Annotated in this window: 15 protein-coding genes; 2 read left to right on the plus strand and 13 right to left on the minus strand. The window is 60.3% G+C overall.

The window, feature by feature from the left end:
- The first annotated feature begins 3 nt into the window (after window positions 1–3).
- Complete coding sequence (locus BM131_RS01585) at window positions 4–453, plus strand: MOSC domain-containing protein (protein ID WP_090184689.1); 450 nt, start codon at window positions 4–6, stop codon at window positions 451–453.
- A gap of 144 nt (window positions 454–597) precedes the next feature.
- Here the strand turns inward: BM131_RS01585 and typA are convergent, their stop codons facing one another.
- The 13 genes from typA to BM131_RS01645 all read right to left on the minus strand — a co-directional run bounded on the left by typA (window position 598) and on the right by BM131_RS01645 (window position 12,730).
- Window positions 598–2,415 (minus strand): translational GTPase TypA, encoded by a 1,818-nt coding sequence (gene typA, locus BM131_RS01590; protein ID WP_090184693.1) that lies wholly within the window; start codon window positions 2,413–2,415, stop codon window positions 598–600.
- A 63-nt stretch (window positions 2,416–2,478) separates the two neighbouring features.
- Window positions 2,479–2,814, minus strand: coding sequence for a DMT family transporter (locus BM131_RS01595; protein ID WP_090184696.1), 336 nt, complete (start codon window positions 2,812–2,814; stop codon window positions 2,479–2,481).
- A 154-nt stretch (window positions 2,815–2,968) separates the two neighbouring features.
- Window positions 2,969–3,364 carry an ACT domain-containing protein gene (locus tag BM131_RS01600; RefSeq protein WP_090184699.1) on the minus strand — a complete coding sequence of 132 codons (396 nt, stop codon included), beginning with the start codon at window positions 3,362–3,364 and terminating at the stop codon, window positions 2,969–2,971.
- A 190-nt stretch (window positions 3,365–3,554) separates the two neighbouring features.
- On the minus strand, window positions 3,555–4,157 hold the full coding sequence (locus tag BM131_RS01605; RefSeq protein ID WP_090185323.1) for a YitT family protein: 603 nt from the start codon (window positions 4,155–4,157) through the stop codon (window positions 3,555–3,557).
- 109 nt (window positions 4,158–4,266) lie between these two features.
- Window positions 4,267–5,475, minus strand: a complete 1,209-nt coding sequence (locus BM131_RS01610) for an NADP-dependent isocitrate dehydrogenase (RefSeq protein ID WP_090184702.1) — start codon at window positions 5,473–5,475, stop codon at window positions 4,267–4,269.
- A 163-nt stretch (window positions 5,476–5,638) separates the two neighbouring features.
- Window positions 5,639–5,800 carry a hypothetical protein gene (locus BM131_RS20180; RefSeq protein ID WP_175499119.1) on the minus strand — a complete coding sequence of 54 codons (162 nt, stop codon included), beginning with the start codon at window positions 5,798–5,800 and terminating at the stop codon, window positions 5,639–5,641.
- Between the two features lie 3 nt (window positions 5,801–5,803).
- On the minus strand, window positions 5,804–7,027 hold the full coding sequence (locus BM131_RS01615; protein ID WP_175499120.1) for a formate dehydrogenase subunit gamma: 1,224 nt from the start codon (window positions 7,025–7,027) through the stop codon (window positions 5,804–5,806).
- A gap of 63 nt (window positions 7,028–7,090) precedes the next feature.
- On the minus strand, window positions 7,091–7,684 hold the full coding sequence (gene fdh3B / locus BM131_RS01620) for a formate dehydrogenase FDH3 subunit beta (RefSeq protein WP_090184704.1): 594 nt from the start codon (window positions 7,682–7,684) through the stop codon (window positions 7,091–7,093).
- A 12-nt stretch (window positions 7,685–7,696) separates the two neighbouring features.
- On the minus strand, window positions 7,697–10,657 hold the full coding sequence (locus BM131_RS01625; protein ID WP_090184708.1) for a formate dehydrogenase subunit alpha: 2,961 nt from the start codon (window positions 10,655–10,657) through the stop codon (window positions 7,697–7,699).
- 54 nt (window positions 10,658–10,711) lie between these two features.
- Entirely contained in the window at window positions 10,712–10,903 is a 192-nt protein-coding gene (locus BM131_RS01630; protein ID WP_090184710.1) for a twin-arginine translocation pathway signal protein, read from the minus strand.
- Window positions 10,900–11,553: a TorD/DmsD family molecular chaperone gene (locus BM131_RS01635; RefSeq protein WP_090184713.1), complete on the minus strand. Its 654-nt coding sequence runs from the start codon at window positions 11,551–11,553 to the stop codon at window positions 10,900–10,902. The genes BM131_RS01630 and BM131_RS01635 overlap by 4 nt, the downstream gene beginning before the upstream one ends.
- Entirely contained in the window at window positions 11,550–12,197 is a 648-nt protein-coding gene (locus BM131_RS01640; protein ID WP_090184716.1) for a DUF3306 domain-containing protein, read from the minus strand. Before BM131_RS01640 ends, BM131_RS01635 begins: the two co-directional genes overlap by 4 nt.
- Window positions 12,194–12,730 (minus strand): DUF3305 domain-containing protein, encoded by a 537-nt coding sequence (locus BM131_RS01645; protein WP_090184719.1) that lies wholly within the window; start codon window positions 12,728–12,730, stop codon window positions 12,194–12,196. Before BM131_RS01645 ends, BM131_RS01640 begins: the two co-directional genes overlap by 4 nt.
- A 245-nt stretch (window positions 12,731–12,975) precedes the next feature.
- Here BM131_RS01645 and BM131_RS01650 point away from each other — a divergent pair, with 245 nt between their 5' ends.
- Window positions 12,976–14,925 carry a 4Fe-4S binding protein gene (locus BM131_RS01650; RefSeq protein ID WP_090184722.1) on the plus strand — a complete coding sequence of 650 codons (1,950 nt, stop codon included), beginning with the start codon at window positions 12,976–12,978 and terminating at the stop codon, window positions 14,923–14,925.
- Window positions 14,926–14,936 lie beyond the last annotated feature (11 nt).

A 14,936-nucleotide genomic window follows, 5' to 3' on the forward strand; every position in this document is an offset into this window, starting at 1 on the left:
GCTATGATGTCCCGCCATGCGCAGGCGGGGCATCTAGACTGGATCGGCCTGCGGGCCGTACGGCGGGGCGACGTCGAGAGCACGTTGCGCGCCGCAGTGACTGAGGCTGGCCTAGATGGCGATCACGGCCGCCCCGGCAAGCGCGCGGTGACGCTGATACAGGCAGAGCATTTGCCCGTCATCGCTGCCTTGATCGGGCGCGATGATGTTGCAGCCGCTGACCTGCGGCGTAATTTAGTCATTTCAGGCATTAACCTAGCCGCCCTGCGCAAGGGTGCGGTGCGGATCGGCGAGGTTACCTTGCTGATCGAAGGACCCTGTCCGCCGTGCAGCCGGATGGAGGAAACCTTTGGTTCCGGCGGCTATAACGCCGTGCGCGGGCATGGCGGATGGTACGCCTCTGTCGTGCAGGGCGGAATACTGCGGGTCGGGGATACGGTCGCGGCGGGCTGAGGGCGACGTATTTTTACATAATATCGGTCAGAGGGGGGCCAGCCCCCCGTCGCTGCGCGACGCCCCCCGAGGTATTTTTGACCAGAAGAAGACGTTAAATACAAAAAGGCCCGCTCCGATGTTGGAGCGGGCCTTTTCATGTGTTTAGGCGGACTTTGCGTTCCGCTTACGCTCGTGCGGGTCAAGGTAGCGCTTACGCAGGCGGATCGCGTTTGGTGTGACTTCGACCAGCTCGTCATCGTCGATATAGGCGATGGCCTGCTCTAGCGACATCGTGACGGGGGTCGTCAAGCGGACCGCTTCGTCTGTGCCGGAGGCGCGGACGTTGGTCAGCTGCTTGCCCTTGAGCGGGTTCACTTCCAGATCGTTATCGCGCGAATGCTCGCCAATGATCATGCCCTGATAGACAGCTTCCTGTGCGCCGATGAAGAACTTGCCGCGGTCTTCCAGCTTCCACAAAGCGAAGGCGACCGACGTGCCATTTTCCATCGAGATCAGAACGCCCTGACGGCGGCCTTGGATCTTGCCCTTGTAAGGGGCCCAGCCGTGGAACAAGCGGTTCAGGATGCCAGAGCCGCGGGTGTCGGTCAGGAATTCGCCGTGGTAGCCGATCAGGCCGCGGGACGGGACGTGGGCGATGATGCGGGTCTTGCCTGCGCCAGCTGGCTTCATCTCGACCAGCTCACCTTTGCGGGGGCCTGTCAGCTTTTCGACGACGGCGCCGGTGTACTCGTCATCAACGTCGATTGTCGCTTCCTCGATCGGCTCCATACGGACGCCATCGATGGTTTTGTAGATAACCTGCGGGCGAGAGATCGAAAGCTCGAAACCTTCGCGGCGCATGTTCTCGATCAGAACGCCCATCTGCAATTCGCCGCGGCCAGAGACCTCGAAGGCGTCGCCTTTTTCGGTGTCGGCGATTTTGATTGCGACGTTAACTTCAGCCTCTTTCATCAGGCGGTCACGAATGACGCGGGACTGCACTTTTTTGCCGTCCTTACCAGCCAGTGGCGAATCGTTGATGCCAAAGGTCACGGTGATGGTGGGCGGGTCGATGGGCTGGGCAGGGATCGCGGTGTCGATGGACAGATCGCAGATCGTGTCGGCCACGGTTGCCTTGGTCATACCGGCCAGCGTGACGATGTCGCCAGCTTCTGCCACGTCAATCGCGGTCTGGGATAGGCCACGGAACGCGAGGATCTTAGACACGCGGAACTGTTCGATCTTGGTGCCATTGCGCGACAGCGCCTTGACGGTTTCGCCTGCGCGCAGCGTACCAGCCTCGACCCGGCCGGTCAGGATGCGGCCGATGAAGGGGTCAGCGGACAGGGTCGTTGCCAGCATCTGGAACGGCTCTTCGCGGCGGGAAATCTGGGCGGGCATCGGGACGTGCTTGAGGACCATGTCGAACAGCGCGTCAAGGTTTTCGCGTGGGCCGTCCAGTTCGTTGTCGCACCAGCCAGCACGGCCAGAGGCGAACATCACTGGGAAATCAAGCTGTTGGTCGTTGGCTTCCAATGCAGCGAACAGGTCGAACACGTTGTCGACAGCCTGATCAGGCTCGCCGTCGGCCTTGTCGACTTTGTTCACGACGACGATGGGGTTCAGGCCCAGTGCCAGCGCCTTGGAGAGCACGAATTTCGTCTGTGGCATCGGGCCTTCGGCCGCGTCAACCAACAGCACAACGCCGTCGACCATCGACAGGATGCGTTCGACTTCGCCGCCAAAGTCGGCGTGGCCGGGCGTGTCAACGATGTTGATGCGCGTGCCTTTCCACTCGACCGAGGTACATTTGGCCAGAATGGTGATACCGCGCTCGCGCTCGATATCGTTGCTGTCCATGGCGCGTTCGGTCGTCGCCTCGTTTTCGCGGTAAACGCCCGATTGCTTCAGAAGCTCGTCCACCAACGTGGTTTTGCCGTGGTCAACGTGCGCGATGATCGCAATATTGCGAATGTCCATGATATCAGCCTTTGTCCGGAGTTGCCGCGCGAATACAATGCATATGCAGCAAAGGCTAGTCCCTTAGTGCGGTGACGCGGTGGAGTAAAGCTGGATGACCACAATTCCTGTGATAATCAGGCCAAGTCCGATCACCGCGGGCACATCTAGGCGCTGGCCAAAGATCACAAAACCGAAACCAGCGATCAGCACGATGCCAAGGCCGGACCAGATCGCATAGACGACGCCGACGGGCATGACCCGCAGCGCCTGCGCCATGAAATAGAACGACGCGCCATAGAACACGACAGTAATCACGGCGGGCAGGGGCTTGGTAAATTGCTGGCTAGCTTGCAGCGCCATGGTGCCGATGGTTTCAGCGACGATGGCGATCAGCAGGGCGATGTAATGATATGGCATCGGCTAGGCATCGCGCGGCGGGCTTGGCTTGTCAATTAGCGCCAAGCCGAGGACTAAGCCGCGAAACGTCTGTGTCGTTAGCCCTGAACCTGACGTTTGGCTTAAGAAAGCAGAGGGTTTGGTTCGCGGGAGGGCCGGCAATCACGCTAAGGGTCTAGGTATTCGCCATTTCGTTTAGCACCTTCATAGCGTCGTCCTGACGTCCATCGGGCACAAAGAGATGATCGTGGAAGTAGCCAGAAACTGGATTTACGCCCATGTCATGCTTTGCAAGTTCCGTCGCAATGCGCGCCATAAAGCCGACAGCCTCTAGGGACGAATGAATATTGAGCGTGATCATCCGGCATGGAAATTCGTAAGAGAGCCCATGCGTTTCTGCCTCGGACTTTAGAAGTATATAGGTGGTTCCTTCTGCTTCTCTGAAGGTCATACGCGGCTCAATGCCGTCCAGCTTTTGATCGTGCTGAGCGGTCACGAAAACATACAAGCCTTTAACTAGGATGGCCGACATGGACCTAACGAGTTCGTCCAAATTTGTCTCGCCGGTCATTTTCGATCCACTTCGCAACATTTGCCTGATGCATCTGTATGCGGCCCAAAATCGAGGGTGTCGAGAAGGCCGGTGTTCCCGCGATAATGTCCGCCGGTTTAAGCTGAACAAGCCGTTCGCCAAGCAACCGTTTCCGAAGCCACCTATGTGGGCCAGAAGGCCGGGTTCGCTGGGCGTCTGACACCCGCGTTCAGGTCGCGATATAACGGTCGCGGCGGTGGTTGAAGGTGATGATCAGGTTCAGCACAACCGCGCCCAGCAGTGACCACATCACGATGGTCGCGGGGAACAGGAACAACGCTGCGGTAAAGATCACGGCGTCGACTGCCAGCTGCACATAGCCCGCCTTGAAACGGGTCGTGTCCTGCACCAGCAATGCGACCACGCCCAAGCCGCCAAGGCTGCCGTTGTGACGAAACAGCGCCAGCAGACCCAGTCCGGTAATCGCGCCAAAGGTGACGGCGGCGAAGGCGGGGTTCAGGACTTCAAACGTCATGCCGCGGGGGATCAAGGTCGTCATGACCGATAGCGCCGTGACCGAGATAAGCGATTTGATCGTGAAGGCGCGGCCTAGCCGGTACCATGCCAGCACATAAAACGGGATGTTGATGACAAAGAAGACAACGCCAAAGGACCAACCGGTCAGATAGGCGATGATCACCGCGACGCCCGCCGTCTGGCCTGTGATCAACCCCGCAGAGGTCAGGATCGCAAGACCCAAGGCACATAGGAACACGCCAAGGCCCATGCCTTGCGCATCTTCGAGGAGGGAGTGTTTGTTGGCTGGTGACATGTCTTGCCGATAGGACAGCAAAGTTGACCTGTCTAGACGAAAACGGCCGCTCCTATCAGGAACGGCCGCCACGTCAGCATAACCGGTGGGTCATGCCTGTAATTTAAGCTTACATCGCTTTTTGCAGGTTCTGATCGACGGCATCAAGGAAGCCTTCGGTCGTCAGCCACTTTTGGTCCGGGCCAACCAGCAGGGCCAGGTCTTTGGTCATCTGGCCAGATTCGACCGTATCCACGACGACTTTTTCCAGCGTCTCGGCGAAGGCCATCAGCTGTGCGTTGTCGTCCAGCTTGGCGCGGTGCTTGATGCCGCCGGTCCATGCAAAGATCGACGCGATAGAGTTCGTGGACGTCGCCTTGCCAGCCTGGTGCTGACGGTAGTGACGGGTCACGGTGCCGTGGGCGGCTTCTGCTTCCACGATTTTGCCATCGGGGGTCATCAGCTGGGACGTCATCAGGCCAAGCGAGCCGAAGCCCTGTGCCACGGTGTCGGACTGCACGTCGCCGTCGTAGTTTTTGCAGGCCCAGACGTAGCCACCGGACCACTTCATGGAGGCCGCGACCATGTCGTCGATCAGGCGGTGCTCGTAAGTGATGCCAGCGGCCTTGAACTTGTCCTCGAACTCGGCGTCAAAGATCTCTTGGAAGATGTCCTTGAAGCGGCCGTCATAGGCCTTGAGGATCGTGTTCTTGGTCGACAGGTACACCGGATAGCCGCGCTTGAGGCCATAGTTCATCGATGCGCGGGCGAAGTCGCGGATCGATTCGTCCAGGTTGTACATCGCCATCGCGACACCGGCGGCGGGTGCGTCGAACACTTCGTGTTCAATCGTCTGGCCGTCGTCGCCGACGAACTTGATCGTCAGCTTGCCCTTGCCGGGAAAGCGGAAGTCGGTGGCTTTGTACTGGTCACCAAAGGCGTGACGGCCAACGATGATCGGCTGGGTCCAGCCGGGTACAAGGCGGGGCACGTTTTTGCAGATGATCGGCTCGCGGAAGATGACGCCGCCAAGGATGTTGCGGATCGTGCCGTTCGGGCTGCGCCACATCTTCTTCAGGCCGAATTCTTCGACGCGCTGCTCGTCCGGGGTGATGGTCGCGCATTTCACGCCAACGCCGACTTCGGCGATTTTGTGGGCAGCGTCGATGGTGATCTGGTCGTCGGTGCGATCACGCTCTTCCATGCTCAGGTCGTAGTACAGCAGATCCACGTCCAGATAGGGCAGGATCAGCTTTTGCTTGATGAAATCCCAGATGATGCGGGTCATTTCGTCGCCGTCGAGTTCGACGATCGGGTTAGCTACCTTAATCTTGGACATGATGTCTCCGGTTGGCACGTTGCGATTGCACTCCTCCTAACGGAAAACTTAGCGTTCGGGAAGGCGGTATACGTCGGTATACCGCAAATAGATCGGGTGCTAAATGCAAAACAGGCGCGGCACCGATGGGTGCCGCGCCTGTTTTTATAGGTTTGAACTGGCGTCAGTCGATTTTGGTTGTGACGCTATCTGCATCGCCAACACGCACGCTGCTGCCCACGGTATAAGCCTCTTGCGAGGACAGAGGCACCGCATCGCGCAGGATGAAATGCGAGCCAACCATGACAACCACAGCGGCGACACAAGAGAGTAGGAAAACCTTCATCGCTTAAACCTTTCGCCGTGGTGTTGTCTCGGCCTCGACCTCTGCGGCCCAGATCGAGTGGTGCTCGCGTGCCCATTCGACGTCAACTTCGCCTTTGCCCATCGCGTCAAACGCGCCTTCCATACCGAGCGTGCCGATATAGATGTGGCCAAAGATGATCGCCGTCAGGACCAACGCCAGAATGGCGTGCCAAAGCTGCGCCAGCTGCATTTCCTCTTGCGGGGCAAGGTTCACGGGCAGGGGCCCTTGACCGAACCAACCGGGCGCGCCGATATCATTCAGCAAGCCGAAGGTGTGACCGAACAGGTTGATCTGGAACGGAAACAGCATCGACAGGCCAGAGACGGAAATCGAGGTGCCGAAGATGATCACCGACCAGAAGATCAGCTTTTGCCCGGCATTGAACTTTTTCGCCGGTGGATGGCCACCGCCAAACATGCCGCCGCCGCGCAGGATCCACTTGATATCGGTCCGGTCCGGCAGGTTATGCGCGACCCAGAACACAAAGATCATGACCAGCGCGATGATGAACGCCCAAGAGATGTTGTCATGCACCCACTTGGTCACGCCAGCCACAGCCGCAAAAGCGTCGTGGCCAAAGATCGGGATGAACACCTTGCGGCCAAACAGTGACAGCAAGCCGGTGATGCCAAGCGTGATAAAGGACGCGGCCAGCAGCCAATGGGCGAAACGCTCAATCGCTTTGAAACGTTCGATGTAACGGCCCTGCGGCGCGTGATCGAGCTTTACCTTGCCGCGGATCAAATAGAACAGCGCCAGCACGGCCAGCGTGCCGCCAAGACCGATGGCACCCCAAAACAGCAGGGGACCACTGCGGAATTCCAGCCAGCGCATGCCGCCATCTTGGATTAGCGTATGTGATGCGGGGCCGTTGTTTTGCGTGCGGATGTCCGCCTCGTCATAGCGCATGGCGCGCCACAGATCGGCATCGGACGGGCCGCCGCGTGTGAACAGCGGGCTATCGGTTGGATAGACTGGCTTGTCTTGGCCAAGGTTTTCGGACCGATAGCTGTCGTCGACAACCTCGCCGTTTTGGCGGGCAAGGATGTCTTCTAGCGTTGTGGCCCCGCCGGTGGACGCGCGCGGGGCGGCTTCGCTTGCCCCCTCCGCGACCGGGGCCTGCAGAACATCGGGGTCGACGTATTGCGCCAACGCCGGCCCGGACAGGCCGATCGTCAGCAAAAGGGCAGTGAGGGCGCGCAGCATGGGCAGGCTCCTGTCTGGATCACAAAGGGAAAAGGGGCGGCACTTGGCCGCCCCGCACAAACCTTACTGGCCTTTCAGGCCGTAAGCAGTGCCCCAACCCCATGCGCCAGCGCCAAAGCCGCGGGCCACGGTGCGTTCGCGATAGATTTCCGACACCACATTGCCGTCGCCGGCTAGCAGTGCCTTGGTGGAACACATCTCGGCGCAGATCGGCAGCTTGCCTTCGGCGATCCGGTTGCGACCGTACTTCTGGAACTCTGCCTCGGAGTGGTTTTCTTCGGGGCCACCGTTGCAGAAGGTACACTTGTCCATCTTGCCGCGGCTACCAAAGTTGCCAGCCTGCGGGTACTGCGGCGCGCCAAACGGGCAGGCGTAGAAGCAGTAACCGCAACCGATGCACAGGTCCTTAGAGTGCAGAACCACACCGTCGTCGGTCTGGTAAAAGCAATCCACCGGGCAGACGGCCATGCAAGGCGCGTCAGAGCAGTGCATGCAGGCGACAGAGATCGAGCGTTCGCCCGGCTTGCCGTCCTGAATGGTCACAACTTTCCGGCGGTTGATGCCCCAAGGCACCTCATGCTCGTTCTTACAGGCGGTAACGCAGGCGTTGCATTCGATGCAGCGTTCAGCGTCGCAGAGAAATTTTGCGCGTGCCATATATAGTGCTCCTTACGCTACGCTGATTTTGCAGAGGGTGGCTTTGGTTTCCTGCATTTGGGTCACCGAGTCGTAGCCGTATGTCTGCGCTGTGTTTGTGGATTCGCCCAGCACGATGGGGTCTGCACCTTCGGGATATTTGTCCCGCAGATCAACACCTTCGCTGACGCCGCCAAAGTGGAATGGCATAAAGGCGACACCTTCGCCGACCCGTTCGGTGACCATGGCCATAACTTTGACCTTGCCGCCCTCAGGACCTTCGACCCAAACATCTTTGCCGTCGCGCACACCAAGGTTGTTGGCATCACGCGGGTTGATTTCGACAAACATGTTCTGCTGAAGCTCGGCCAACCAAGGGTTGGACCGGGTTTCATCGCCGCCACCTTCGTATTCAACAAGCCGGCCAGAGGTCAGCACGATGGGGAAGCCTTCGGAAAAGTCGTTTTCCTGAATGGACTTATACATCGTGGGCAGACGCCAGAACTTCTTGTCTTCATAGGTCGGATAGTCGGCAACCAGATCGCGGCGCGCGGTGTACAGCGGCTCGCGGTGGATTGGGACTGGATCGGGGAAGGTCCAGACGACGCAGCGGGCCTTGGCGTTACCGTAAGGGGCGCAGCCATGCAGGATCGCAACGCGCTGGATGCCGCCCGACAGGTCGGTCTTCCAGTTCACGCCGCCGACATTGTCGACGTAATCGGACGGGATCTCTCCGGTCTGGCTTGTCTCGCCGACTTCTTCGGTGCCCGGACGGGTGTCACGGAAGCCCGCGACCCATTCGATCATGTTCCGCTCGTAGGCGGTCAGGTCTTTGTCCCAGCCCAGTTCGATCAGCATTGCCATGGTGAATTCAGGGTAACCGTCCTGAATTTCGGACCCGACAGTAAAGCTGCCTTCGGCAAGCAGGTTGTCGCCATTGCGTTCGACACCGTAACGGGCGCGGAACGGCAGGCCGCCTTCGGCCACGGACAGCGATGTATCGTACAAGTTCGCCGAACCGGGGTGGTTCATTTCGGGCGTACCCCAAGCTGGCCATGGCATGCCGTAGAAATCGCCGTCAGCCGGGCCACCATTCGCGCGCAGCGTTGTGCGGTCGAATGTGTGCTGGTTTGCCATGTGCATTTTCATGCGCTCTGGCGATTGTGCGGTATAGCCGACTGTCCACATGCCGCGGTTAAATTCGCGGGTGATGTCCTCGATGTTCGGCTCGTCGCCGTCGATCGCGATGTTGCGGAACAGACGATCGGTGAACCCGAACTTGTCTGCGAACAGCTTCATGATCGTGTGGTCGACCTTGGATTCGAACAGAGGCTCGACCACTTTGTCGCGCCACTGCAGCGAACGGTTCGACGCGGTGACAGAGCCGCGGGTTTCGAACTGCGTCGTGGCGGGCAGCAGGTACACGCCATCGGTGCGGTCGTTCATGACGGCAGAAACGGTGGGATACGGGTCAACGACGACCAGCATGTCCAGCTTTTCCATTGCCGTCTTCATTTCCTTCATCCGCGTCTGGCTGTTTGGGGCGTGGCCCCAGAATACCATCGCGCGGGTGTTGGCGGGTTGGTCAATGTTATCAGCATCTTCCAGGACACCGTCGATCCAGCGGCTGACGGGAATACCGGTCAGGTTCATCATGCTGGTTTCGTCATAGGTCGCGTCAGAGAAGTTGCCCTTGAGCCAGTCCAGATCTTCGTCCCAGACCCGTGCCCAATGCGCCCAAGCACCCGGTGTCAGGCCGTAGTAGCCGGGCAGGGTGTCGGCCAGCACGCCAAGGTCGGTCGCGCCTTGCACGTTGTCGTGGCCGCGGAAGATGTTGGTACCGCCGCCGGCGGTGCCCATGTTCCCCAGTGCCAGCTGCAGGATGCAGTATGCGCGGGTGTTGTTGTTACCGTTAGAGTGCTGCGTGCCACCCATGCACCAGATCAGGGTGCCGGGACGGTTGTTGGCCAGCGTCTTTGCGACGCGCTCTAGCTGCTCGCCGGGGACGCCGGTGACGCGCTCGACTTCTTCGGGGTTCCAGCTGGCAACTTCTGTGCGGATTTGATCCATGCCCCAGACGCGCTGGCGGATGAATTCAGTGTCTTCCCACTTGTTTTCAAAGATGTGCCACAGGATGCCCCAGACAAGAGCCACGTCCGAACCGGGCCGCATCCGCACAAATTCATCCGCGTGGGCGGCGGTGCGGGTAAAGCGTGGATCGCAAACGATCAGCGGTGCGTTGTTCTCTTCCTTGGCCTTCAGCACGTGCAGCAGCGACACGGGGTGCGCCTCTGCAGGGTTGCCGCCGATGATCAGGATGGCTTTGGAATTGTGGATGTCGTTGTAGCTGTTGGTCATGGCGCCGTAGCCCCATGTGTTCGCGACGCCAGCAACGGTGGTCGAGTGGCAGATCCGCGCCTGGTGGTCGACGTTGTTCGTGCCCCAATAGGCGGCGAACTTACGGAACAGATAGGCCTGCTCGTTGTTGTGCTTGGCGGAGCCCAACCAATAGACAGAATCCGGACCGGACTCTTCTTTGATTTTCATCATGCCGTCGCCGATCTCGTTGATCGCCGTCTCCCAGCTGATGCGTTCCCAGTTGCCGCCGACTTTCTTCATCGGGTACTTCAGGCGACGTTCGCCGTGGGCGTGTTCACGCACCGCAGCACCTTTTGCGCAATGCGCGCCAAGGTTGAACGGGCTGTCCCAACCGGGTTCCTGACCGGTCCAAACGCCGTTCTGCACCTCTGCAATCACGGTGCAACCCACGGAACAGTGGGTGCAGACGGATTTGATGATCTCGGCGTTGGTGTTCGCCTGCGTCTGCGCGCTGGCAGCGGTGACGCTGCCGCCCGTGGCCGCGATGGCGGTCAGACCACCGATGACAAGACCAGAGCCCGCCAGAAAGCTGCGGCGGTTCACGGTCTTGGCCCCGTCGCGGGCAACGATGCCCGGACGGCTTGAGGCGGTCGATGTTGTCTTTTTACGAAGCATGTTTTCCTCCCTCAGCCGCGGCCCATTTCAGGACCGGACTGGTGTTGCATCTGATCAGAAACGGGCGCTGGCGAAATACGCGCGGGTGTGGTCGGTGTCCTGCATGACGCTGGACGACAGATCGACCGGGTTCGCCGCAGCGGTGGTTGGTGCGGCTGTTGCGGCGGCGACAATGGCTGCCGGCGCGGCGGTGCCTGCCAGTTTCAGGAAACCGCGGCGGTTTGTGCCTTTGGTATCATCAGTCATGTCGATCCTCCCAGATGCCGGGTATTTGGCCCGTTTGTGTGTTGTTCTTCATTCGAAAGCCGAAAGGCTTCTTTTTCGATAGTCATAAAGGCTTGGCCGACGGCCCCAACCCCTGCGTAAAAGACCGAACCCTTGGCTGCGGTCAGATCGCCAAAAAAGTGACCAGCCCATGGGCCGATATGCTTGGCGAAGAAATCGTTCTGTACGCTTAACGTCGCTGGTGCGCCAAAGCGGCCAACGATCAAGCCGCCCATCATCTCCATCAAGGATGCGATGTTGTCCTCAGGCTCGAACACATTGTCGGACCGTGCGATGCGCAGGGCCGCCATATCGCCGCGCAGACGCGCCAGCGGCTTTTCGTTCAGAAAACCCGTTAGGTAGTAGCTGACGTAGGGCAGCAATTCGCCCCGGCCAAGGCCAATGAACAGCGCGTTATATTCGGTGATGACGCCCTTGGGCTTGGTCACTTTTGCCACGGCGGCCAGTTGGTCGATCGCGCGGCCCAGTTCGGACGTATCGCCCGACAGACCGGCGGTCTGGTCTAGCAGCATCTGCTCCGGCGGGGCGGACAGGATCAGTCCCAGATAATTGTACAGATCCGCGCGCAGGCGGTCCTCTGCATCAATCCGGGGCAGGGTGTCAGCAGTCATGTACGGTCTCCGAATTCAAATCGCATGCGGCGCGGCGCACGGGCGGCAGGGGCGTCTGCATCATCTGCATCGTCCACACCATCTTGCGCTGCCGTATCTTCGTTAACGTCTTCGGTTGGAACGCTGGCGTTTGCAACCGACGCAACAACTGGTGCGACATCTTCGCGCAGCGGGTCCTGCGTGTCGGCCTCAGCGTCTGCTATGGCAACTTCGGCCGCAGCGTCTTTGGCCGCGGCTTCTTCTGCCATCTTTTCCACATGGGCCAGCAACCCGCGGCCCACCTGATAGCTTGTCTTGATGACGCCTTGTCCGGTCGATCCGGTCAGATAGTCGGTGTCGTAATCGTTCAGCCCGTCCAGACAGGCCAGCACAGGGTCCGACCGCCACAGATTGCGCAGGGCGCGGTTGCGCAGGTGCATCGGGACAGCTTTGGCCATGAAGGCTGCAAAGTTGTCGCCTTTGCGCAAAGTGTCCGGGTCGGGCAGGTCAAGCAGTTCCAGAATATCGGTATCCGACATCTCTGACAGGTCAGGCTCGACCTCCTCAGGCGTAACGGGCTCTTCTGGAACACTGACGAGTTCAGCTTCGCGCTCTGCTTTCAGGCCAGCGCGGCGGCGGGCGAAAAAGGATTGCTCCTGACTCATTCCGTCACCTCGTGCCGGGTCGGCGCACGGTAAACGTCAGTGGTCTGCGCAATCCGGCGATCACCGATGCCGTCCTGCACGCCGTCCGTCTTTTGCCGGTCGCGGCGGCGCTTGATAAAGGCTTCTTCGGTATGATGCTGTTCAACGAAATCGGTGATCCACGCCAAGACAGGGGCGGGCATCACGACCTTTTCGACCAGCTCTTCACCGGAGTCGGCGTAGTCCTGCGCCTCGTAAGGGGATGCAGTGACCATCACCACATCGAGCGGCGCATTAGGGCGATCATCAACGCGGCGCAGAATGACATAGACCGACGGCTGGCGCGTTTGCAGTTCGTGCACATAAGCTTGGGTATCGGATGGATACAGGCGCACTGTGCGCGTGGCGGCATGAAACAAGGTCGCCTCGCCATCCTCGCGCAGCACTTTCCAATCGGCAGGGGCCGCGCCCGGCAAGACGTCCACGGCCAGCCACGCCCATTTAGCCCAGCGGGTGACCCCGGGGCTGCGGCGAATGACAACGCCCATCGGCATCGTTTGGCTGTCTGGCGTAGTGAAGGGCAATGCCCGCTCCTTGCTGGATGGCTGGGGTCGGCTTTTGTTGATCATGCGCTAAATGCCGCCGAAGGCCAAGGTGAAATTTCTATGCAGTAGGACAGGTTACGCGGTAAATCGTGCTGCGCTGCGGCATTTTTGAGCGTTCTGTGAATCTAGGTTAGCAGTTTACCTTTCTGTGTATTGATGATGAAAAAGGCGCTGCACGCTATAGGAGCCAGCCGATGTCCAAGACCGTTATGATTTGCGACTGCCTTGGCAGTCAGCGTGTCGATGGCGCAGCGATTACCGCCGCCACGGGACTGCCGTGCTCTCGGTTGCACACCAGCCTGTGTGACCGTCAGATTAACATTGCCGCCGCCGCGATGGCCGATGGCGATGTCATCATTGCCTGCCAGCAAGAGGCCCCCCGTTTTGCCGCGCTGGCCGAAGAAATTGGCGCAGAAGTCCCGCAATTCGTCGATTTGCGCGACCGTGCTGGCTGGACAGAGGCCGGTGATCCGACCGCAAAACAAGCCGCGCTGCTGGCCGAAGGGCTGCTGCCCATCGCCCCTGCGCGCAGCCTTGATGTCGTGTCCGAAGGCACCTGCCTGATCCTTGGCCGCGACCAAGTTGCTGTTGATGCGGCGTTGGCGCTGGCCGATACCCTTGGCGTGACGCTGCTGATGCCGACAGGCTGGGACGTGGAACTGCACCCGGGCTTTGATACGGTCACCGGCACGCTGACAAAGGCCACCGGCTCGCTGGGGCAATTCGACGCAGGCATTGACGCACTGCAGCAAATCATCCCCGGCGGGCGCGGCACTGTGTCGCTGACGCCGCCGCAAAACGGGGCGCAATCGCAATGCGATCTGATCCTTGATCTGCGCGGGCAGGGGCCGCTGTTTGCCGCTGATGCCAAGCGTGACGGTTATCTGCGGGCCGACCCGGCCAGCCAGCCAGCCGTGGCTGCTGCAATCCTTGCTGCCAGCCAGATGACCGGCACATTCGAAAAGCCGCTTTATGTCCGGTTGGAACAATCCTTGTGTGCCCACAGCCGGGCCGAACAGGTCGCCTGTTCCAACTGCCTTGATCTGTGCCCCACTGGCGCGATCAGCCCGGACGGCGACCATGTCACCATCGACCCGATGATCTGCGCAGGCTGCGGGGCATGTTCTGCCGTTTGCCCATCTGGCGCGATCAGCTTTGATGCGCCCTCCGTCGACAGCATCTTTGCCCGCCTGACCACGCTGGCGCAGACCTACCGCAAAGCGGGCGGCACCGCGCCGCGCTTGCTGGTCCACGACACAGAGCACGGGGCAGAGATGATCGCCTTGGCCGCCCGCTTTGGCCGCGGTCTGCCCACTGATGTCATCCCGCTCGAAGTCGCCGCGCTGGCGGCCTTTGGCCACGCCGAAGCCGTCGCCGCCCTTGGCGCAGGCTTTGCCGATGTCGCGGTGCTGCTGTCGCCAAAGACGGAAACAGAGGCACCGGTGCGCGAGACGTCCCTCGCCAATGCCATCGCCGGGCGCGAGGCCGTGGTCCTGCTGGACATGACCGACCCCGACGCGCTGTCTGACCACCTGTATGCCGCCGTCGTCGGCCCGGTTGTCAAAACGCCCACCTTGCAAATCGGTACCCGCCGCCAGGTCGCGCGCCTTGCCGCCCGCACCCTGCGCCCGCAGTCAGAGGTGATCGAGCTGCCCGAAGGCGCCCCTTATGGCGCTGTGCTGGTCGACACCGACGCCTGCACCCTGTGCCTGTCATGCGTGTCGCTTTGCCCGTCCGGCGCGCTGGGGGACAACCCCGACCTGCCGCAATTGCGCTTTCAAGAGGACGCCTGCCTGCAATGCGGCCTTTGCGTGAACATCTGCCCAGAGGACGCGATCACGCTAGAGCCGCGCCTGAACCTGACGCCAGAGGCGTTCCGGCAGGTCATCGTCAACGAAGAAGAGCCCTTTGCCTGCATCGAATGCGGCACGCTGTTCGGCGTAAAATCCACGATTGAAAACATCACCGCCAAGCTGACAGGGCATTCCATGTTCTCGAACCCTGGCGCGCTGAAGATGATCCAGATGTGCGACAACTGCCGTGTTGGCGCGCAATATCACTCTGAAAATAACCCCTTCACCGGCGGCGAGCGGCCAAAGCCGCGTAGCACGGACGATTATCTGTCCAAGCGCCGCGATCATTAAGGAAATACAAA

Origin of the sequence: Loktanella salsilacus, from assembly GCF_900114485.1 — a bacterium.
GTDB classification, from domain to species: Bacteria; Pseudomonadota; Alphaproteobacteria; order Rhodobacterales; family Rhodobacteraceae; genus Loktanella; species Loktanella salsilacus.